We start from the raw sequence: 22798 nt of genomic DNA on the forward strand, positions 1-22798 counted from the left end.
TCCCTTAATAACTGTTGATTTTTAGAGCATTGATAACCATATCTATACCCTATTCACCAACAAGAATCTAGCATGTCTAACAATAAAGAAAAGGCCGCATTTAGTAGCCTGTTACCGATTTTAGCTTTTATAAAACCCTACAAATGGGTGGTGTTTGCAGCCCTTGGCGCCTTGTTGCTTACGGCCGGTGTTAACTTATCACTCGGACAAGGCGTTAAATTTGTTATCGACCATGGCTTTATTGCAGGCTCGCAAGCTCAGCTTCAGCAAGCGGTGATGGTGCTGATTGGTTTGATTAGCTTATTAGCTGTAGGTACTTTTTGTCGCTTTTATTTAATGTCGTGGATTGGTGAGCGAGTCAGTAACGATATCCGTAAAGCCGTGTTTGATCGCATCGTTACACTACACCCCAGCTACTTTGAAGAAAACCGCAGCGGCGAACTGATGTCGCGACTAACCACCGATACCACCTTGTTGCAATCTATCATTGGCTCCTCTTTTTCGATGGCATTACGCAGTAGCTTAATGCTGATTGGTGGCTTGGCTATGCTACTTATCACCAACCTAAAGCTAACTCTTGTGGTTGTTGCCTGCGTACCCGTAGTACTACTGCCGATGATGATTTTTGGCCGAAAAGTGAGAAAGCTGGCAAGCTCAAGCCAAGATGCCATTGCCGATATCAGCACCTATGCTGGTGAGATCATACAAAATATTAAAGTCGTGCAAAGTTATAGTCACGAAGAACGTGAAAAAGCCGCATTTAGCGAAGAAACAAACAAGGCGTTTCAAGTAGCGAAGAGCCGTATCAAACAGCGCTCGTTTTTGATTGCAGCAGTTATATTTCTGACCTTTAGTGCCATTAGCGTGATGCTGTGGGTCGGTGGCAGCGACGTATTAGCTGGCACCATGACAGGTGGTGAGCTAGGTGCTTTTGTGTTTTATGCGATTATGGTGGCGATGTCTGTAGCAACCGTTGCCGAAGTGTACGGTGAGTTGCAAAGAGCTGCAGGTGCAGCAGCACGATTATTAGAGCTACTCGCCGTTGAAAGCATGATCAAAAGCCCAGATACAAATCATGATGCACAACTTGAGGAAAACAAGCTTAATCACCCTGCTATTCAGTTTAATGATGTGTCTTTTCATTACCCTTCAAGGCAAGATAAAGCCGCTTTAAATGCGCTGAATTTACAAGTAAAACAGGGGCAAACTGTTGCAATCGTTGGCCCATCAGGGGCTGGTAAAACAACATTGTTTGAATTACTGCAGCGCTTTTATGACCCAAGTTCTGGGAGTATTTCGCTGGCAGGAATAGACATAAAAGCACTCTCTCTTGATTGCTTACGCCAGCAAATGGGGATGGTGGCACAAAACCCAATTTTATTTAGCTCAGACGTAATGCATAACATACGCTATGGCAACCCAAGCGCCAGCGACGAGCAAGTATATGCTGCGGCTAAATATGCCCATGCCGATGAGTTTATTAAGCAACTTCCTGATGGTTATCACAGCTTTTTAGGTGAGCAAGGTGTTAGGCTCTCAGGTGGGCAAAAACAACGCATAGTACTAGCGCGCGCAATATTAAAAGACCCTGCCATTTTATTGCTTGATGAAGCAACCAGTGCACTCGACGCACAAAGTGAGTTTCATGTACAAGCTGCCCTTGAGCATCTAATGAAAGACAGAACAACACTGATTATTGCCCATCGTTTAGCAACAGTTAAACACGCCGATGTGATTGTCGTGATGGATAAAGGAGAAATTATTGCAACGGGTACGCATCAGCAATTGTTTGAAACTAACCCATTGTATAAACAATTGTGCGAATTACAGTTTAATCGAGATTAAGAAGGGAAATGTCAGGTTTGAAAGGGCATATCAAACCTGACCACAAATCTAGATATAAAATCTAACCTTGTGTATTCGGTACGATCTGAATTTCTACGCGGCGGTTTAAAGCTCGGCCATTTGCTGAGTCATTGCTCGCCACAGGACGTGTTTCACCATAACCTCGTGTGCTGATACGCGCAGACATAATTTGGTGATTCACTAAGTAGTCTTTTACGCTTTGTGCACGTTGTTGAGATAACGTCATGTTGTAGCTATCTTTACCTGTGCTGTCGGTATGACCTTCAACACTTAAGTAGGTTTTTTCGTATTTATTCATAACCTTAGCAATCGCATCTAGAGTGCTATGAAAGCCAGACGAAATATAAGATTGATCAGTTGCAAAAGTAATATTTGATGGCATCACTAAACGAATATTGTCGCCTTCACGAACCACTTCAACACCTGAACCTGCTAGTTCATCGCGAAATGCTTCTTCTTGCTTATCCATATAATCGCCAACGGCTGCACCTGCTAATGCACCAATAGCCGCACCAATAAAGATACGTTTATCGTCATGGTCGCCAGTTGCTTTACCTAGTACTGCACCTGTTGCAGCACCAATCGCAGCGCCTTTACCTGTATTCGTTGTCTCACAACCTGTTAATAGAACGGCTAATACGCCCACTGTTAAAACTGATTTTGTAAAAGTCATGTGTCTCTCCATGGCAATTATTCAAATTGAATTGTTAACAATTATGAATGAACGTCTATGAACAAACTATGAAGAATGGGTTACTTATCGATTGCTACAGCAGTAACCGGAGGTAAGTTATAACTTTTGACCAATTCTGTTAAACGGCCATTGAGGACTAACGTATTGAGGCGGTCTTGAATTTTTTCGGCTAAACCCGAGCTTGCAAACTGTTTACTTAGGGCAATGTGACCATAAATAACATCTTTATAGCGATAGGGCATTTTTACAATTTCTTGTGAAGGTCGCTGCAAAAACACTGAGGCGTGGTCAGCTGTGGTTTCAACAGCAATTACCAGCTCAACGCGGCCCTTTAATAACATATCAAAAGCATTATGTTCGCTTAACGCTTCAATTTTAGTGAGTGTTTTATCATTATCGAAACGAGGAAAGTGCGCAGCGCCTCGCATTACCGCAATACGCTTACCGACTAGGTCTTGATAATTGTTTATTTTAAGCTCGCTATCGGCTCTGGCATAAAACACGAAAGAAGATGACAGCATCATATACGGCGGGGTAAGAAACTGTATTTTTTGCTCGCGCGCTTCTGTGCGAATAAGCCCGCCCATCACATCTAGCTCATTTTGCTCGAGCATTTTTAAACAACGAGAAAACGGGCAAGCGACATATTCAAGCTTTATTGGTAAGGTACGCTGCATTTCACGCATAATATCCACTATTGCGCCACTGACTCTACCATCTTCAGAGACCATGCCATAAGGAGGCGCATGATCAACAGCCACCACAACTTTCTCAAAAGAGGTTGCAAATGCAAAGCTGCTGCATAGTAATAAAAATAAACTGATAATATAGCGTTTCATAGTGATACTCATAACTACGTTCACTCGTTCTCTATATTGTAGACGGCCTTGTGTCATAAAAACCACAAAAATGTCATACAATTTTGTCATAATAGAAACAATCACCCTGTAACGGTAAAAGTAATGTTATTTATCATCTTTAAACAATTCTTTTTATTAGGCTGTATGAGCTTTGGCGGTCCTGCGGCACACCTTGGTTATTTTAAGCGCCACTTTGTTGATAACTTAAGATGGCTCACTGCTGAGCGCTATGCGCAATTGATTAGCCTAAGCCAAGCATTACCAGGCCCTGGTTCAAGCCAAGTTAGCTTTGCAATGGGGGTTGAAAAAGGAGGAATACTGGGAGGCCTGTGTGCATTTGTTGGCTTTACCCTGCCCTCATTTTTAATTATGTTCTTTTTGGCTCTTAGCGCTCACCAGTTTGGTGATATTTACTTTGCGGTCATTGCCGGGCTTAAACTCTTCGCTGTGGTGATTGTTGCCGATGCGACCTACACTATGGCAATGAGCTTTTGCAAAAACCACTTACACAAGCTTATCGCGGTATTGAGCACGATTGCACTGATTGTTTTCTCACAGTTATCAAGTCAAATTATAGTGCTGATTGCAGCTGCAGCCATAGGTTGGTTTTATCCTCAGCTTAAACTGCCAGAGAACCAAGAACATAAACCTGTGAAAATTGCTTGGTTACCGCTTTGTTTATTTACCGTCTTGTTACTGATTAGCTTTTTGCCTTTAGGCGAAGGGTTTTCTTTGTTTGCCCCATTTTACCAAACTGGCGCTATGGTCTTTGGTGGCGGCCACGTTGTGTTACCCATTTTACAAGCTGGCGTGCCGAGCCTTGAAACCGAGCAGTTTTTATCTGCTTATGCCAGTGCTCAGGCCATACCTGGACCGATGTTCACTATCGCCACATACTTAGGCGCACAAGTGTCGCCGAATACACCACTTATAGGTGCGATTGTCGCGACCATCATGATTTTCTTACCGGGCTTTTTATTGATGTTAGCCTTTATGAAAAGCTGGCTACAGCTGGCTGATAAGCCTCGCTTTGCGGGCAGTATTGCAGCGTTAAATGCGGCCGTAGTGGGCTTTTTAGCTGCCGCCCTTTATTCACCTATTTGGCAATCGGCAGTGCAAAATTTGTGGCAAGTAGCTTTAGTCATTGCAGCATTTACGTGGCTAAGAATGGCAAAGCCACCTATTTGGTGGCTATTGTTAGGCTTTATTGCACTGAGCGTGCTAGTTAGTCAGTTTTAAGTTTTTTCGCGCACAGGGTTAGCAACCTTGATACTTGGTTTTAGCCCTGTTTGAGCTTCGCTTGTACTTAACTGCCCAGTAACACTTTGATAAGGTCTGAGTCCAAAGATTGGCAACACAGCAAGCAGGTGATCCATGATCTCTGCTTGCAAGTGCTCGTATGAAATCCAACGCTTATCTTCACTAAAGCAGTAAAACTCAATAGGTAAGCCGTGATTCATCGGCTGTAGCTCACGCACCATTAAGGTCAAATCACGATTAATTTTCTCATGTTGTTTTAAGTAACCTTCAGCATAACGACGGAACAAGCCAAGGTTTGTCACCGGATCGGGCAAGCTTGAAACACGAATATAGTCGTTAAGTGGAATAGCAGCATCAATTTGCTCTCGAAACGCATCATCAACCAAACGAATACTGTTCATATCAATGTTTAAAGCACGCTTGATACGACGACCACCCGACTCTTGCATACCACGCCAGTTTTTAAATGACCCAGCAACTAGCATATAGGTTGGAATGGTTGTGATAGTGTTATCCCAGTTACGTACTTTTACCGTATTTAAGCCAAGGTCGATAACCTCGCCATCCGCGCCATAGCTATCCACTTGGATCCAATCACCATAGGTCACTAATCGATTAGCTGCAATTTGAATACTGGCGACAAATCCCAAAATGGTATCTTTAAATACGAGTAAGGTTACCGCCGCTATCGCACCAAAGCCAGAAAGAATATAAGTTGGCGACTTTTCTAGCAAAATACTCACAATGAGAATGGCGCAAACCATAAATGTGATAAGTTTTACAACTTGGATCAAACCCTGAATCGGAATATCGCGGGCAAAGTCAAGTTGGTTATAAATGCCACCAGCAATGCTCACCACACTACTTAAAATGAAGCCACCATAAATGATCAATGCAACTTGGCCTACGGTTTTAAGTACCAACGCAGCAACATCATGAACTGGATATACATAATCAAAGGTTGCCAAATAAAGTACGCAGCACAATATCCCCGCAAAACGACGATTCAGTTTATTGAGCATTGGAGTAAGCGCACCTATGCGCTCTGGAGACAGACGTGTAACAACCTTTTGAATACCCGGTAGCAGCAGTCGACGGGTAAACATATAAATTAATAATAATGAGCCAACGCCAATCGCTGTAGCCGTTAATGCACTTAACAGCGCCGCGTCTGGCATTGATTCAAACCAAGGCATCACCAGCTCTTGCAGGTGAGTTTGCTTCATGGCGCTTCAACCTCTTTATTGATATTGGCAAGGTACTCAGCTTGTTGGGCTTGATGATAAGTTAGTAGCTGAGCGTCTTTTTTCAACCATAACTCATTAATATGTTGTTGAAAAGCCGTTCTAAATGCGCGGTCATGCTGATAATCACCAATCATCTCTGCGCTAATTGCTTGTACGTGCATTTCAACTTTGATCACATTAAGGCGGCCACGCATCAGGTTACGGCAAATATGGTCGCCCTCGCCTTGGTAAATAATCGAGGTATTTAATAATGCATCAAACTGTTCGCCTAACACCTCAAGGGCAAATGCAATACCACCCGCTTTTGGTTTTAAAAGATAAGTAAACGGACTATTTTGCTTTTTGTGTTTTTGGCACGTAAAGCGCGTGCCTTCAACAAAGTTGATAATGGTTGTCGGGTGATTACGAAAGTCGCGGCAACTGCGCTTAGTGCGCTCAACATCGAGACCTTTCAGCTTAGGATTTTTTGCCAGCTGTGCTTTGCTAACACGTTTCATGAAAGGCATACCCATGGCCCACGCGCCGGTGCCAATGAATGGCACATACTTCAGCTCATCTTTTAAGAAAAATTTTGGCGCAGGTAAAACATCAATCGCGCTTAGAACAACAATGTCTAGCCAACTCATGTGATTAGAGATAAGTAAGTACCAACCATCTGTACTGACTTTGCCTTTAATATCAACATCTATTGTGGGGCAACCTAACCACAAAGCCAAGCGGTTACCTTTACACCAACCGCGATAAGCCGCATGAAGAATATCGCTAACCACTTTAAATGGCAGTATTAGCTTAAGCACACCAAAGAGCAGTACAATCGTGCCCCAAATGATTACATTAGCAAACAAGACAATGCTAACTAGAACGCCTGTTAACCAATTTGGTAAAAATTTCTTTAACATAAGTGTGCTCTCGACTGCGTTAGCAATACTACTGCGTTTTTGCTTCTAACTCGGCTAGCTGCTGGTTTTTTTCATTCCAAATGCGGTTTAATTCAGCTTGAAAGTTAACTCTAAACTCAGCATCACCAGTGTAATCACCGATTAAATTAGGGCTTACTTCCATCACTTCTACTCGCACTTCGACTTGTTTTACACGACCACTGGCAAAGTCCACAAAGCTAGGAATACCACCAGGGTAATGAATAGTGACATTAACCACTTTGGAAATTTGCTCACCCATTGCTTGCATAACAAACGCAACACCACCCGCTTTTGGCTTTAACAAGTGCTCAAAAGGACTATTTTGGCGCGAGTGCTTTTGCTGTGTAAAACGCGTACCTTCAACAAAGTTAACGATACTTACTGGCATTTCTTTAAACTTTTCACAAGCTTTACGCGTCGTTTCTAAGTCTTTACCACGCAATTTAGGGTTTTTCTTTAACTGAGCTTTACTCGTGCGAGTCATAAATGGGAAATCCAATGCCCACCAAGCAAGGCCTAAAAAAGGAACGTAGATTAGCTCTTTTTTCAAGAAAAAATTTAAAAACGGTATGCGGCGATTAAACACGCGTTGCATTACAACAATATCTACCCAGCTTTGATGATTTGCGATAACCAAGTACCAGTCTTTCGCTTTTAGTTGCTCAAGACCTGTCACGTTTAGCTTATATGAAGCAAATATGTTTTGGTTGATGCTGTTGCAACTCACCCACATAGTGGCGCATTGCTTAGCTATCCAACTCATTGCTTTTTGTAGAGGCTTAATTGGGATCAGTTTAATCACGCCACAAATAAAGATGGGCACAAACCAAAAAAGTGTATTGAGGGTGTAAAATATAAAACTGAACACACAACGGATCATGGACATTACTACTTATTCCTTTAATGCTTAATCTTCAAAATACGTATAGCCAGCAAGGCCTGCATTTAGTTCTGACAAATATTGTGCCTTAGATTGCTCATCAATTGCCAGTGAGTTAACCCGTTTTGCAAAGTTTTCAGCAAGAATGTCGCTATCATAATCAACAAACTTTAATACGTCCTTAACGCTGTCACCTTTAATTGCGTTAGTCAGCTGATAACCCGCTTCAGTAAGCTCAACATGCACTGAATCTGTGTCGCCGAACAGGTTATGTAAATCACCTAAAATTTCTTGATACGCGCCCACTAAGAACATGGCAATGTGGTATTGCTGACCTTGCTTGTACTCAGGAATAGGTAAACTACTCTCAATACCTGTACCTTCAACATAGTTACGAATTTGTCCATCAGAGTCACAGGTAATGTCTTGAATAATAGCCCGTTGCGTTAATGGCTGATGAAGGTTTTCTACTGGCATCACAGGGAAAAGTTGCTGAATACCCCAAACATCTGGCAGTGATTGGAATAATGAGAAATTAACGAATAGCTTGTCGGCCAGTTTTTCGTTTAGATCGTCTAACACTTCACGGTGGGCACGGGCATTTTCGCTGAGGGATGCACGAACGCGGTGTAAAATAGTGAAATAAAGCTGCTCTAGCTTCGCCCACTCAAGCATGGTGAGTAAGCCATGCACATACTGATCATGGGCTTCACTGAATAGGTGCATTGCATCATGATAAATTTCTAATGCCATGCGCGGCGTTAAACGCTGTAAGCACTGCCACATTTCATCGAGCACTAATACGCTACCTGCATCTGGTGCAGTTGGATTCGCATGGTTAGGTGCACGCTCAACATCAATAACATCTGTAATTAATACTGCGTGGTGCGCTGTTAACGCACGGCCTGATTCAGTAATAATGGCTGGGTGTTTAAGCTCATGTTGTTGGCACACTTCAGCAAATGCATTCACTACATTACGTGCATATTCATCAACACTGTAGTTCATTGAACATGAACTACGTGAACCAGAGCCTTCATAGTCAACACCTAAGCCACCACCAACATCAACTGTATTAAGTGGTACGCCTAACTGTGTTAACTCTGCAAAATGGCGAGCACATTCTCGCAGTGCTCGATGAATATCACGGATATTGGCAATTTGAGAGCCGATATGGAAATGCACAAGTTGCATTAAATGAAGTTTATTACGTGATTTAAGTAGCTCAACCGCAGAAAGTACTTGGCCTGCAGTTAAACCAAATTTGCCTTTTTCACCACCGGTATTTTGCCATTTACCTTTGCCTACCGAGTTTAAGCGAATGCGAATACCGATTGATGGCTCAATACCTAAGTCATCAATTTCAGCCAATAAGGTGGTTAGTTCAGACAGTTTTTCTACAACAATATGAACCTTATGGCCCATGCCTTGACCGATACAGGCTAAACGTAAAAACTCACTGTCTTTGTAGCCATTACAAACAATGGTAATTGGCTCTTGTGCTACACCTAAAATCGCCATAAGCTCAGGCTTTGAGCCGGCTTCAAGGCCGACTAAACCACTTGGATGAGCAAGTAGTTTACTAACAACAGAGCGCTGCTGATTAACCTTGATTGGGTAAACACAGGTATAACTACCTTGGTATTCACGGGCATTACAGGCTTTAGTAAAAGCACTCGTTAGGGTATCAACACGATTTTGTAAAATGTCGGTAAAGCGTACTAGTACAGGTAAAGTAAGACCTTGCTTTTTGAATTGCTCGGTTAGTTCAGATAAAGACACCGCAGCTTTAGTTTGATCGCCATCAGGGTAAGCCACCAGCTCACCTTGTGCGTTAATGTCAAAGTAACCGTCACTCCAGTGAGCAACATTGTATGTATCGCGTGCTTTGTCTAAACCCCAAGTCATGGCAATGTCTTCTGTAATTTCAATAGATATAAACGCACATTTTAATACGCCAGGGCTGACCACGCTAACAAAAATTGCGCTATATGCCAAAGTGATAAAAAATATTCGCTATACTGATTAAAATTTGATTGAGCAATTGGTCAAGCACTGGCAAAATTGCCCCCCTTTTTTACCATTAACCAAAAGTGTATAAGCAAGATGGCTAATTTAGATCAAAACAACTGGTTCACTGAAATTAGTGACCGTGATGGTAGTGCCTTTTCATTACGCATTACTAAAAAGCTTGATGAACAGCAATCGCCATTTCAAAAAGTAGAAATGTACGAAACAACTGACTTCGGTAATCTGATGATTATTGACGGTTGTACTATGGTAAGTAGCCGTGAAAACTTTTTCTATCACGAGATGATCAGCCATCCGGCATTGCTTGCACACCCAAATCCAAAAAATGTTGTGATCATTGGTGGTGGTGACTGCGGTACTTTACGCGAAGTTTTAAAACACCCTGGTGTTGAAAGCGTAACGCAAATTGATATCGACGAAGTCGTGACGCAAATGTCACTTAAGTACTTCCCTGAGTTGTGTGAATCAAACCAAGATCCTCGCGCGACAGTGATGTTTGACGACGGCATCAAGTACATGCGTGAAGCTGCACCTGAATCAATCGATGTGGTTATTGTTGATGGTACAGATCCAGTTGGTCCAGGCGAAGGTTTATTCAACCACGCTTTCTATACTAGCTGTTTAACTGCACTTCGCCCTGGTGGCATCTTAATTCAGCAAAGTGAATCACCACTAATGCATATGCCACTATTAGTAGAAATGCGTGATGCAATGACAGAAGTGGGTTTTGTTGACCTACAAACGTTGCCTTTCCCACAGCCAATTTACCCAAGTGGCTTATGGTCAGTAACGCTTGCACGTAAATCAGAAGCATTCGCAGGGTTTCGTGAAAATGATGCAAATACACTTGCGCAAAGCACAGAATACTACAATGCAGGTATTCACTACGGCGCATTAGCGACACCAAATTATATGAAGCGTGCTTTTGAGAAAAAGTAAGCGTTTTAGCTAGATGTAAAAAAGGGCTCATTGAGCCCTTTTTTGTTGGCTTTAACTAGACTTTAAATCGATTCACTAATTGATTTAGCTCATTAGTTAGTTGGTTCATGCGATTAGCTACTTCTTGTGTTGAACTTGCTAAGCCGCCCCCTTGTTGGGTTTGGTCATTTAAGTCTGATAAATTTTGGCTAATTTCATCTGCCACAGCGGTTTGCTCTTCAGTCGCTTGCGCTGTCTGCATCGCCATATCATTTACCTTAACTGATGACTCTTGCATTGAGTTGAGCACATCATTGGTTTGTGTGAATGACTCAACTGCTTCATCTGCATAACGCTTACCACTGTTAATAGCTTGCAGTGACTGCTCAACGCTTGATGCAAACTGCTCAACCATAGTTTGAATGTCATTAGTACTCTCTTGCGTACGAGTTGCAAGGGTGCGAACCTCATCAGCAACCACCGCAAAACCTCGCCCTTGCTCTCCGGCACGGGCCGCTTCAATTGCCGCATTCAGTGCAAGTAAGTTAGTTTGATCAGCAATAGCACGAATAACTTCAAGCACTTTAGCAATGTTGTCTGAACTTTGTTGCAACTCAGTTGAACGCTGGCTAGCATGCTCCATATTGTCTGACAGGGCATTAATTTTACGGCTTGAATTATCAACCGCAGCTAAGCCTTGTTTAGCTAGCTGCTGGGAATTATCAGCTTCATGAGATGAGTTTTGCGCCACATTCGCCACTTCGCGACTTGCTACACTCATTTCGTGGACAGCACTGACTATAGACTCAGATGCTTGGCTGAGCTTTTGGTTAACTTGATGGTTTTGATTAGCAAAGTTATCTAAATCGTTACCTAGATTATGTAGCTCGCTCGCTTGCTCTAAAATATCTTTGATTAACTGCTGTAAATTATCTAAAAAGCGATTGAATGCGGTTGCTAACTCAGCAAATTCATCTTGCGTTTTAACATTGATACGACCTGTTAGGTCTCCATCTCCAGAGGCTATCTCGTTAATCCGCTCTGTGACAAAGTTAATTTGTTTTGTAAGCTGACGCGGTACAAAATAACTAAACCAACCAGCAACAGCTAAAACCACTGCAATCATCACCATAAGCAACACTTTAAAGCCCATTACTTTATCCATCAGCTTTTCTGTTTCTGCTTGAGAGGTTTTGTCTGCCGCTTCACCTGCTTTATCTAAAATATCACGTAGTGCCGAAAAGCTTTGCTCCGACGCTTGTTTTTGTGAAGCATTTGCTGGGTTATTAATATGAGCTGTTGATGCTGTATACCAAGCGTCAAATGCGCTATCAAAGTTACGAAACTGACCAGTCACCTCAGAGTATGGCGACATGTAAGATAAATATTGCTTGAAACGGTCTTTAACTTGCTCAGCATTTTCTTGGTGATCAGTAAGTTGGCCTTTATCCCCTTTCATTTGGGTAACCAGGTGCAGCTCTGCTACTTTGGCTTGGTATAAATCTCGGTCAGCATTAACAACCACAGAAACCGCATTTAAGAAACGTTCAGACTGTGCATCAATCGCTTCTTTTTGAAGGTTAATTAGATAGGTATAGCCGGCAATTAAAATGACGATAGCAATGCCAAGTAGCACAATAGGCAAAGAACTTTTGACGCGAATGCTTTGTAACTTCATACATTATCCTAATTCAAATTCTAATCAGCACGTTCATTAGAATGTTAGTAGAAAAACTAAAAAAGTGTATGAAATTAAAAGTGCCAACTCGCTGAAAGTTGCAATTGCTGCTGCGAGTTATGCTCATTAAATCCCATACCGGGTCTATTTTGAGCGTCACTGCTCAGCACTGAATATTCAGCACCTACTTGCCACTTGGTCGACAGTTGATAACGCCAACTTGCGGTTAAAGCTTCTCCACGACTTTGGTTAGGATCAAATTGCCAATCATCATGATCGCTAACCTTAAAATAATCATACCTTATTGTGAGGCGATGCTGGTCTAACTTGTGACTTAACAAAACAAAATGACTATAAAAATCATTGTCTACCCCACGATTAGTACCCATCGCAGTTTTACCATCAAGGATCTGTACAATAATGCGGGTTTGCTTATTAAACTTAAACAACCATGCCGCGCTTAAAAAACGTGTATCCCACGCATATTGACCAGTACGGGTATTCAACGCACCTGGATCGCCATTGTTGTCATAATAATAAACACGTAATTGCGATTTTTTTTGATAATCCCAATGTGCACCGACGTAATAACCAAAGCGCCCATCGACTTCTTCGAAAGGCTCCACATACTCAGCTTGCTTATCTAACTGCGCCCACTCAAAAGAATGTGGAATAGCAAAGTCGATTTGTTCATTGAACGTGGTTTGCCTGTCATGCATAGCGAACCCTCGCCATGACAAGAGTGTTCCAGCTGGATCGTTACCTTTAAAAACCGCAGCAAAGCCTTCAAAACTATGGTTACTTCTAAACTTTCTACCTGGGCGCTTGATGTTTGCCTCTAAACCAAAGGCCCGCACCTCTTCCCCAATCCAAGAATTAATTGCAGAGTTAGTGTAGTTATAAGGTGACATCCAACCACTTTGTGGGTTTTCAAGTGACATTTTTGGATAAAAGCCACCCGCTTTAACAGCCCATTTGTAACGACTTGCAGTGAGCGGTTGATATTGTAAATAAGCCTGAGTAAAACCGACTGTTAGTTCAGGATCAGGATGGGCGTTAAGCACTGTATGCGCAGACCAATCACTCGTTAACTCAAAACGACTACTCAGCATAGCTTGGGATATCACAACTCCATCATGCCCTTGGTCATAACGGTATAAGCCAATTCCTTTGCGTTGATAGCTCGCTAGTTGGTCGCCACGCACAGCCGAAACAGTCACCAGCCCATCATGCTCAGCAAATGCCACTGCGGGCAACCCAAAAACACTCGCCAATGCTAAAGCTTGCCATTTATTCATAATCATCAAACTCGTCACTGCTTAATTCTAGTTTTGGTAATAAGGCTTGTTTTAGCTGGTAGCTCAATGACTTTGCATTGTTAGTCATATCAATGGTTTCAGGTGTGCTGATATCATTAAAGCGGTCATGCCAAACTGCCAAAGTAAACTTACCTTCTGGTAAGCGTAACTCAACCATACCTTGCTCATCTGTTTGCCCATAAATACCCCCATCTACAACCACAATGTAACCCAGCATCCAGTCATGAATGTTACAGCCAAGCTCAACAACCCCCGATTGTGCAAAGTTAATCGGTTTTTCTGGTTTATCGTGGTAAAGCTTTAACTCAAATTGCTTTGTTTTAGAAAATGAATAAACGTGGTGCATGATTGAATCAAGGTTAGGAAACTCAACATTAGCCCCTTGTGGCACTGCCAACACATGAGGCACAAAGGCACGCTTTTTTTGGCTCATCGTGTAATGACTATCAAGAGATGTAAGTTGTTTTGAACCTTTAAGCCAAACCACGGCATTTTTGACAGGTTGATTCTGCTTATCAACTATTTGTATTTGCTGTGCCAATAAACATTGACTAAACAATAGTAGTAGCAACAGGGTTATTCTTGTCATTTTGCTAAACCTTTTTAGGTGCTGGGCTGGATATCGCCGCGTTCACTTTGTTGAATACGTATGCAGATCTCTCGTATTAACCAGCAAGTCACTTTATGCTTTAAGGATATAAGTGAATACATGACAACAATCCATAACCATAAGCCGCCAAGGAACAACAATGCGATTAACTGCCTTAATGTTAGCAGCCTTTTCAGGTACTTGCCTAGCACAAACCACAACCGTCAGTTCACCTGATGGGCAGATCAAAGTAACTATCTCAGATGAGCAACACACACCTAGCTACGAAATCAGCTTTGCCGGTAAACAAGTCATTGCTAACTCTTCGTTAGGCCTTGTTTTTAAACAACAACCAGCAATGAGTGAAGGTTACAAAATTAGCAGCCAAACCACTGATTCGGTAAAAAGCAGCTGGGAGCAACCTTGGGGTGAACGCCAAACTGTGGTTGATAACCATAACGAAGTCGCTGTTACCTTTAAAAAACCACAACCGCAAGGTGGTACGTTTACGGTACGTTTTCGTGCTTTTAATGATGGTGTAGGCTTTCGATACGAATTACCAAAACAAGCTGGCTATGATGATGTAGAAATCACTAAAGAGCTTACAGAGTTTGCTATTACAGACTCATCAGATGCAACAGCTTGGTGGATCCCCGCTCGTGGTTGGAACCGTTATGAATATGTTTATAACACCACCCCACTTCATAAAGCGGCGCTTGTGCACACACCATTTACTATAAAAAATAAAGAGGGTGTGCATATCAGTATTCACGAAGCAGCCCTTGTTGATTATGCAGGCATGGTTTTAAATCAACGTCGTGATGGTACTTTCCAAGCCGATTTAACACCTTGGTCAGACGGTGTCGCGGTCAAAAAACAAGGCGCATTTAATACTCCTTGGCGTACAATTCAAATTGGTGATGAAGCCGTTGATTTAATCAACTCAGATATCATCTTAAACCTAAACGAACCAAATAAACTGGGTGATGTATCTTGGGTTAAACCGGGTAAATACGTAGGTATTTGGTGGGGTATGCACATCAATGAAAATACTTGGGGTAGCGGTAAAATTCATGGTGCAACTACTGCAAACACTAAATATTACATGGACTTCGCTGCTAAATATGGCTTCGATGGCGTATTAGTTGAAGGTTGGAATACTGGCTGGGATGGCGACTGGTTCTATAACGGTGACGTATTTAGCTTCACACAACCTTATGACGACTTTGATATTGAAGAGCTGACACGTTACGGCAAAGAGAAAGGCGTACAGTTAATTGGTCACCACGAAACTTCGGGCAACGTGACCAACTACCGTAACCAAATGGAAGATGCATTTGCGTTATACGAAAAATCAAATGTAAGCCAAGTTAAAACAGGTTATGTCGCTGACGGTGGTAACATCAAGCGTATCGATGAAAACGGCATTGTACGCAAAGAGTGGCACGATGGTCAGTTCATGGTTAATGAATACTTACACAACGTAAAACTTGCTGCAAAACATAAAATTAGTATCAACACGCATGAGCCTGTGAAAGATACCGGCCTACGTCGTACATACCCTAACTGGATTGCTCGTGAAGGTGCCCGTGGTCAAGAGTTTAACGCATGGGGTACACCGCCGAACCCACCAGAGCATATTCCAATGCTAGCTTTCACGCGTATGCTTGCAGGCCCAATGGACTTTACGCCAGGTATTTTTGATATGGGCTTTAACGGTTTAGGTGCTGATACCAACCGCCCACAAACAACCCTAGCGAAGCAATTAGCGCTATACGTTGTAATGTACAGCCCAATTCAAATGGCGGCAGATTTACCACGTAACTACTTAGCGAAGCCAGATGCATTCCAGTTTATTCAGGATGTACCAACTGATTGGCAACAAAGTATTGCACTACAAGGTGAAGTAGGCGATTACGTTGTATTTGCACGTAAAGAACGCAAGCGTGATCAATACTCAGGTAACGACTGGTATCTAGGTGCTGTTACAGACGAAAAAGCCCGCACTTTAGAAGTGAAGTTAGACTTCTTAGATAAAGATAAAAAGTTTGAAGCGCAAATCTACCGTGACGGTGACAAAGCCGAATGGGTAAATAACCCTTACGACTTAAAAGTAGAAAAACGCATAGTGACTGCTGATGATAAGCTAACGTTAAAGCTTGCCACCAGCGGCGGCACAGCGATTCGTTTTAAAGCGATTTAAGTTGCTAGTTGCTAGTTGCTAGTTGCTAAAAAATTATGAAAAGCGCGGCATTTGATGTCGCGTTTTTTTATTGCCATAAAAAAGCAGCCCACTCGGGCTGCTTGAAACTTATAGCTTAAGGCTTAAAGCTAAATACTTTTAAAAAGGCAAATAGATTTGTGCGCTGAGGCCACCTTCTGGGCGATTAAGTAGTTGTACTCGGCCGCCGTGCATATCGACAATACGCTTTATTATCGCAAGGCCTAAGCCACTGCCTTCGCTACCGCGAGCGGCATCACCTTGTTTAAACGGTTCAAATACAGTTTCAAGTTCGCTTTCTGGGATCCCCGGGCCGTGATCGTTAACCACGACCATGGCAAACTTTTTATTACTGCTCACGCGGGTTTCAACCTCTATATCACCATCTGAATAGCGAATTGCGTTTTCAATCATATTAGTAACAACACGCTTTATTGCTACCATACTCACTGGCACTTCGCTTAAGCTCGGATTCTCTTTAAAGGTAATAGTGCGGTGATGTTTTTGTTCAGCTTCGACAACTTCAGAAACAATCGCGTTTAAGTCTTCTAGCTCAAGTTCTTCACGTTTGTGATGGCGTAAATATTCAATGAATTGGTCAATAATGGCATTCATATCTTCAATATCATGAATGATCCCTTCACGCAGGTAATCTTCATCGTCCGACATCATTTCGGTGGCAAGGCGAATACGTGTAAGCGGTGTACGCAGGTCATGGGAAACACCTGCCATTAATAACCGACGGTCATTCTCAAGGGCAGCAATACCTCGCGACATTTGGTTAAATGCTCGGGTTACTTCAATGACTTCAGTAGAGCCTTGCTCTTCTAATTTGGTAGAAAAGTCACCCACCCCTACTTTCACAGCGGCTTGTTGCAGTGCCTTTAAAGGCCTATTTAGATGACGGGCAAATAACCACCCACCGAGTACGCTTAAAAAGCCAATACTCGATAAATAAAAGGTTAAGAACTTCAGGTTGTTTTCTTGCAGGCCGGTGAGTGGCACGCGCACCCAATAACCCGGTGCTTGCGGTGCTTCAACCCAATAAACAAGTGGATCGGTTTGGCTAATACGTACTCGAGCAGAGCCATTGAGTTCTTTCGACATACTGCGCGATAGCATGGAGTACTCACGAGTTTCAGCCAACCCTTCACTCATCGCTTGACGCTGGGTCATCACTTCGATGCCGGTGATCTCAAAAAACTTGTCTGAGGCTTCCTTGCTTACCTCAACGCCTTCTTCCCATTCGATAAACACGGTTTTCACCTGTTTCGAAAGGATCAGGTTTACTTGTTCTATAGTTGGTTTAACAACATAAAAACTGACCGTGATATAAGAGACAATTTGATTGATTAACAGCAAGGCTGCAACCAAAAATACCGTTTGTCCAAACGCACTACGTGGAAACATGCCCATTACTGTTATTTTTCACCGTCTGGCACAAATACGTAGCCTAAGCCCCATACTGTTTGTATATAACGAGGATTAGCAGCATCCACTTCAATCATACGGCGTAAGCGTGAAACCTGAACATCGATACTGCGCTCAAGCGCACTGTAATCTCGGCCACGAGCTAAGTTCATCAATTTATCGCGACTAAGCGGTTCACGTGGATGAGTCACTAATGCTTTTAATACCGCAAACTCACCACTGGTTAACGACATTGTTTTATCACCATGGCTCATTTCGCGGGTCGCAAGGTTTAGTGTGAAATCACCAAAGCTAATTTCGTTTTCTTCGGCAGCAGGCGCACCTGGCACTTCTTTAGCACGACGACGTAAAATTGCTTTAATACGCGCTAACAGTTCACGTGGGTTGAATGGTTTAGGAATGTAATCATCAGCACCAAGCTCTAAACCGATTATACGGTCAACTTCATCGCCTTTGGCTGTAAGCATTACAATTGGAATGTCATTTTCTTTTTGACGTAAACGACGGCAAATTGATAACCCATCTTCACCTGGTAACATTAAATCTAATACTATCAAGTGGAAGTTTTCACGCTCTAATAAGCGATCCATCTGCTCTGAATTTGCTGCTGAGCGAACAATAAAGCCTTGTTCTACAAGGTAACGCTCTAGCAAACTACGTAAGCGCATATCGTCATCAACAACCAATACTTTTGTCGTTTCGTGTCCCATAACTTTCATTCTTTTTGTAATATGTTACTTATTAATATAAATGAAAAAGTTAAGAATAAAAAACGAATTACGCGCTTAGATTGTTACTGAACATTTCAAAATCCCACTCGACAAAGGTAAAAGACTTTTATACCTTGCGGCTGGTTTTCTTTTTAGGCTGAATAAAATGGCAAAGACAAATTTAATAACCCGAGAAGGGTATCAGCAATTACAACAAGAACATGATTACTTATGGCATGAAAAGCGCCCTGAAATTACCAAAATTGTTACTTGGGCAGCAAGCTTAGGCGACCGTTCTGAAAACGCAGATTATCAATTTAATAAGCGTGTTTTACGACAGATAGATCGCCGTGTACGCTATCTTCGTAAACGCATGCCAGATCTTAAAATTGTTGACTACAACCCACAGCAAGCGGGAAAAGTGTTTTTTGGTGCTTGGGTCGAAATTGAGAATGAGCAAGGCGAAACAAAGCGCTTTCGTATTGTCGGCCCCGACGAAATTTACGAGCGCAAAGATTACATTTCGATTGATGCACCTATGGCTCGAGCGCTACTTGGCAAACAGGTAGATGATGATTTTTCGGTGAACACGCCTGAAGGCGCAAAAGAATGGTATATCAACGAGATAACTTATCCGGACGAGAAATAACTTTTGCCAGAAAATTCAGAAAGCGTTAATTAGTGATTGTTTAGTCTAAAAATGTGATCTATAACTAAAGTTACTCAAGATAAATCATTACTTGAGTTTTAGAAGGTAGTAAGTATGTCAAACGCAATACAACGCATAATGAATAATGCCATTGTATTCGCACTATTAATTAGTGTGAGTTTGATATCTTACGCCAGTGATATAGAGAGCCATTCAGACAGTGTTACGCCAACCGCTCACTTTATTGCGTGTGATAGTGCAGACCCTGCCAACTTAGATACCGACCTCGATAAACATACTCCTGCGTTCGTTGCTAATGTAGCCCAACCACTGCCAGATGCACGTGTGGTTTCGTATGTTCACCCTTGTAATAAGGTGTCTGTTTATAGCGCGCACCAGCGAGGGCCTCCTGCTTTTTAATTAACTCAAATTTTCTATTTCAGTTTTATTAAAATGTATGGTGACCAAAATGAATAATTTCAAAGAATTACGTCTTCAAGATATCTCTAATGGCGCATTATCTAATGCAGTGAATGAAGTTGAGCCAACACTAGAACTCACTTCTTCAGCTTTAAAAGTACTTAATAGCTTTACTAAAAAAGACCCTTTACGTGCACATTACGGCACCACTATTGTTGATGCTCTAAAGCAAACAAATAGCTGTTGCTCAGATTTTATTTTAGTGGTTGATAGCGAAGATAAACTACTCGGCATCACCTCTAGTGCTGATCTGCAAAGCTCAAAAATTATGATCCTTGCACAGCGCTTGAACTTACACCGTGACGAAATTACTTTACACGATGTAATGACGCCACTTAGCAGCTTAGCTGGTGTGAGCCTGCAAAGCATCAGCTACGCAAGTATTGGCGATGCACTGCAAACCATGGAACACCAAGGTATGATGTTCTTATTAGTAACCAGTGCTAAACAAGAAATATGTGGTTTGATTTCAGCTCGAGAGATCGCTAAAAAATTACATATCCCTGTTAATATCAACCCAATTGCTAATGGCTTTAGCGAAGTATTACAGCAGGTTGATCACCCGCACTAAGCGTTAAAATCTGCGTTGTGTAAGACTATTTTTGCAGGCCTTAAAAGCAGTGCTTTTAAGGCCTTCTTATTGTGATATTATTCAGGCAATTAATCTTCAGTTTTACTGATTTTCTATTTTTAAAAAGGTTTATGCATGAGCAATATCTCTGCACGCTTAGCAACAGAGCTAAGTGCCCAGCAACCACAAGTTGTTGCTGCAATCAAACTACTTGATGAAGGTGCCACAGTTCCTTTTATCGCCCGTTATCGTAAAGAAGTAACTGGTGGCTTAGATGACACGCAACTACGTTTACTTGAACAGCGTTTATCGTATTTACGTGAATTAGAAGAGCGCCGCAGCTTTATCCTTAATACTATTGAAGAGCAAGGCAAACTAACAGCCGAGCTAAGTGCTGATATTAATAACGCTGACAGTAAAACTGAGCTTGAAGATTTATATCTGCCTTTCAAACCTAAGCGTCGTACAAAAGGGCAAATTGCCATTGAAGCGGGTATTGAGCCGCTTGCCGATGCGCTATTTAACAACCCTAGCCTAGACCCTGAACAACAAGCAAGTGACTACATTAATGCTGATGCAGGCTTTGCAGATAATAAAGCAGTGCTAGATGGCGCTAAATTTATCTTAATGGAACGCTTTGCTGAAGACGCCAAACTGCTAGCTAAATTCCGAAGCCATATCGCACAACATGGTCAAATTGAAAGTACTGTAATTGCTGGCCAAGAAAATGAAGGTGTAAAGTACCGCGACTACTTCGAGCATCAAGAACCGCTTAAGAAAGTACCATCACACCGTGCACTTGCTATGCTTCGTGCTCGTAATGAAGGCGTATTACAACTTAGTATCAACCCAGAGCCAAGCGCAGAAAACCCGGCGCAAGTGTGTGCACAAATGATTGCCGATCATTATCGCTTAGATGTTAGCAACTCTGCAGCAAGCGCTTGGTTAATGGGCGTAGTGCAATGGGCATGGAAAATTAAGTTAAGCCTTCACCTTGAGAATGAGTTTTTAGGTGCAATGCGCGAAAAAGCAGAAACCGGCGCAATTGACGTTTTTGCTAAGAACTTAAAAGATTTATTAATGGCCGCTCCAGCAGGTCCACGTACCACGTTAGGTCTGGATCCTGGTTTACGTACTGGTTGTAAAATTGCCGTTGTAGATAGCACAGGCAAGCTGTTAACAACACAAACGATTTTCCCGCACGCACCACAAAATCATTGGGATAAATCGCTTCGTACTCTTGAGCAATTATGCCGCCAGCATAAAGTTGAGCTAATCGCTATTGGTAATGGTACGGCTTCACGTGAATCTGACAAATTAGTAGCAGAACTGATTAAAGCCAACACTGAGCTTAAACTTAATAAAGTGATGGTTAGTGAAGCAGGCGCTTCTGTTTATTCGGCATCTGAGTTTGCCGCTAATGAATTCCCTAACCTTGATGTTTCACTACGTGGTGCTGTGTCTATTGCGCGCCGCTTACAAGACCCACTTGCTGAGCTGGTAAAAATTGAGCCTAAATCTATCGGTGTAGGTCAATATCAGCACGATGTATCGCAAAGCCAACTTGGTCAAACACTAACATCAGTGGTTGAAGACTGTGTAAACTCAGTGGGTGTAGACTTAAATATGGCGTCGGTGCCACTACTGACTCGCGTATCTGGCTTAAACAAAACATTAGCACAAAACATTGTTAGCTACCGTGATGCGAATGGCTCATTTAGCAAACGCTCTGAACTTAAAAAAGTTGAACGTTTAGGGCCAAAAGCCTTTGAACAAGCTGCCGGTTTCTTACGTATCAGCACAGGCTCAGATCCTCTTGATAACTCGTCAGTTCACCCTGAAGCCTACCCGGTTGTTAAGCGTATCTGCGAGAAGAACAGCTTAGATGTAAACAGCCTAATTGGTAACCCTGACATCCTAAATAAGCTCGTTGCAAACGACTACACAGACGAAAAATTTGGTTTACCAACGGTTACCGACATTATCAAAGAACTTGATAAACCGGGTCGTGACCCGCGTCCTGAGTTTAAAACAGCTGAATTTAAAGCCGGTGTTGAAACTATTAACGACCTAAAACCAGGTATGATTTTAGAAGGTGTAGTGTCTAACGTTGCAAACTTTGGTGCCTTCGTTGATGTGGGCGTACACCAAGATGGTTTAGTGCATATTTCTGCGATTACTAACAAGTTTATCTCTGATCCACGTGAAGTGGTTAAAGCTGGCGATATTGTTAAAGTAAAAGTAGTTGAAGTAGATGCTGCTCGTAAACGTATTAGCTTTACCATGCGTTTAGATGATGATGTTGATACCAGCAATAAAGCCGCACCAGCTAGCAAACCTAAGCCAGCTGCGAAAGCGAAAAGTGCACCTAAGCAAAAACGCGAGTTTGGCAATGTTGCCATGGGTAATGCCTTTGCTGATGCATTTGCCAATGCAAAAGTGAAAAAATAATAGGCTGTAGGCATAAGTCGAAA

At 42.3% G+C, this 22798-nt stretch carries 19 protein-coding genes; 8 read left to right on the plus strand and 11 right to left on the minus strand.

Features of this window, described 5'->3' with window-relative positions:
* The first annotated feature begins 72 nt into the window (after positions 1–72).
* Positions 73–1845 carry an ABC transporter transmembrane domain-containing protein gene (locus tag MTF66_RS21330; protein WP_248528546.1) on the plus strand — a complete coding sequence of 591 codons (1773 nt, stop codon included), beginning with the start codon at positions 73–75 and terminating at the stop codon, positions 1843–1845.
* Between the two features lie 61 nt (positions 1846–1906).
* Here MTF66_RS21330 and MTF66_RS21335 read toward each other — a convergent pair whose 3' ends face one another.
* On the minus strand, positions 1907–2539 hold the full coding sequence (locus MTF66_RS21335; RefSeq protein WP_054562840.1) for an OmpA family protein: 633 nt from the start codon (positions 2537–2539) through the stop codon (positions 1907–1909).
* An 80-nt stretch (positions 2540–2619) separates the two neighbouring features.
* A complete protein-coding gene (locus tag MTF66_RS21340) occupies positions 2620–3489 on the minus strand; it encodes an ABC transporter substrate-binding protein (RefSeq protein ID WP_248528549.1) in 870 nt (289 codons plus the stop codon).
* A gap of 33 nt (positions 3490–3522) precedes the next feature.
* Here MTF66_RS21340 and chrA point away from each other — a divergent pair, with 33 nt between their 5' ends.
* Positions 3523–4659, plus strand: a complete 1137-nt coding sequence (gene chrA / locus MTF66_RS21345; protein ID WP_248528555.1) for a chromate efflux transporter — start codon at positions 3523–3525, stop codon at positions 4657–4659.
* On the opposite strand, the gene MTF66_RS21350 is transcribed toward chrA, so the two are convergent.
* From MTF66_RS21350 to speA, 4 genes are read right to left on the minus strand one after another with little or no spacing between them, the layout of a single operon-like run.
* The gene (locus MTF66_RS21350) at positions 4656–5906 is read right to left on the minus strand and encodes a mechanosensitive ion channel family protein (RefSeq protein ID WP_058586162.1); all 1251 of its coding nucleotides are present in this window, start codon (positions 5904–5906) and stop codon (positions 4656–4658) included. The genes chrA and MTF66_RS21350 overlap by 4 nt on opposite strands.
* Positions 5903–6826 (minus strand): acetyltransferase, encoded by a 924-nt coding sequence (locus MTF66_RS21355; RefSeq protein WP_248528558.1) that lies wholly within the window; start codon positions 6824–6826, stop codon positions 5903–5905. Before MTF66_RS21355 ends, MTF66_RS21350 begins: the two co-directional genes overlap by 4 nt.
* Before the next feature lie 28 nt (positions 6827–6854).
* Positions 6855–7733: an acyltransferase gene (locus tag MTF66_RS21360; RefSeq protein ID WP_248528561.1), complete on the minus strand. Its 879-nt coding sequence runs from the start codon at positions 7731–7733 to the stop codon at positions 6855–6857.
* Between the two features lie 21 nt (positions 7734–7754).
* On the minus strand, positions 7755–9635 hold the full coding sequence (gene speA / locus MTF66_RS21365) for a biosynthetic arginine decarboxylase (protein WP_248528564.1): 1881 nt from the start codon (positions 9633–9635) through the stop codon (positions 7755–7757).
* A 198-nt stretch (positions 9636–9833) separates the two neighbouring features.
* Here speA and speE point away from each other — a divergent pair, with 198 nt between their 5' ends.
* Complete coding sequence (gene speE, locus MTF66_RS21370; RefSeq protein WP_248528567.1) at positions 9834–10697, plus strand: polyamine aminopropyltransferase; 864 nt, start codon at positions 9834–9836, stop codon at positions 10695–10697.
* Positions 10698–10752: 55 nt separating this feature from the next.
* Here the strand turns inward: speE and MTF66_RS21375 are convergent, their stop codons facing one another.
* The 3 genes from MTF66_RS21375 to MTF66_RS21385 form a co-directional block, all read right to left on the minus strand.
* Complete coding sequence (locus MTF66_RS21375) at positions 10753–12354, minus strand: methyl-accepting chemotaxis protein (protein WP_248528569.1); 1602 nt, start codon at positions 12352–12354, stop codon at positions 10753–10755.
* Positions 12355–12428: 74 nt separating this feature from the next.
* Positions 12429–13658 (minus strand): hypothetical protein, encoded by a 1230-nt coding sequence (locus MTF66_RS21380; RefSeq protein WP_248528572.1) that lies wholly within the window; start codon positions 13656–13658, stop codon positions 12429–12431.
* A complete protein-coding gene (locus tag MTF66_RS21385) occupies positions 13645–14262 on the minus strand; it encodes a methylamine utilization protein (protein WP_248528575.1) in 618 nt (205 codons plus the stop codon). Before MTF66_RS21385 ends, MTF66_RS21380 begins: the two co-directional genes overlap by 14 nt.
* 160 nt (positions 14263–14422) lie before the next feature.
* On the opposite strand from MTF66_RS21385, the gene MTF66_RS21390 reads away from it, so the two are divergent.
* Positions 14423–16465: a glycoside hydrolase family 97 protein gene (locus MTF66_RS21390; protein ID WP_248528577.1), complete on the plus strand. Its 2043-nt coding sequence runs from the start codon at positions 14423–14425 to the stop codon at positions 16463–16465.
* Positions 16466–16603: 138 nt separating this feature from the next.
* On the opposite strand, the gene envZ is transcribed toward MTF66_RS21390, so the two are convergent.
* Together envZ and ompR are read right to left on the minus strand one after the other, a co-directional pair.
* Positions 16604–17899 (minus strand): two-component system sensor histidine kinase EnvZ, encoded by a 1296-nt coding sequence (gene envZ, locus MTF66_RS21395; RefSeq protein WP_054562852.1) that lies wholly within the window; start codon positions 17897–17899, stop codon positions 16604–16606.
* 5 nt (positions 17900–17904) lie between these two features.
* Positions 17905–18624: a two-component system response regulator OmpR gene (ompR, locus tag MTF66_RS21400; RefSeq protein ID WP_054554428.1), complete on the minus strand. Its 720-nt coding sequence runs from the start codon at positions 18622–18624 to the stop codon at positions 17905–17907.
* Between the two features lie 166 nt (positions 18625–18790).
* Here ompR and greB point away from each other — a divergent pair, with 166 nt between their 5' ends.
* The 4 genes from greB (at position 18791) to MTF66_RS21420 (ending at position 22775) form a co-directional block, all read left to right on the plus strand.
* Positions 18791–19273, plus strand: coding sequence for a transcription elongation factor GreB (gene greB / locus MTF66_RS21405; protein ID WP_248528581.1), 483 nt, complete (start codon positions 18791–18793; stop codon positions 19271–19273).
* A gap of 114 nt (positions 19274–19387) precedes the next feature.
* A complete protein-coding gene (locus MTF66_RS21410) occupies positions 19388–19693 on the plus strand; it encodes a hypothetical protein (protein WP_058586153.1) in 306 nt (101 codons plus the stop codon).
* Between the two features lie 49 nt (positions 19694–19742).
* Entirely contained in the window at positions 19743–20324 is a 582-nt protein-coding gene (locus MTF66_RS21415) for a CBS domain-containing protein (protein ID WP_248528584.1), read from the plus strand.
* Positions 20325–20459: 135 nt separating this feature from the next.
* Positions 20460–22775, plus strand: a complete 2316-nt coding sequence (locus MTF66_RS21420; RefSeq protein ID WP_248528587.1) for a Tex family protein — start codon at positions 20460–20462, stop codon at positions 22773–22775.
* Positions 22776–22798: the final 23 nt, after the last annotated feature.

This window comes from Pseudoalteromonas sp. 2CM39R (genome assembly GCF_023161845.1).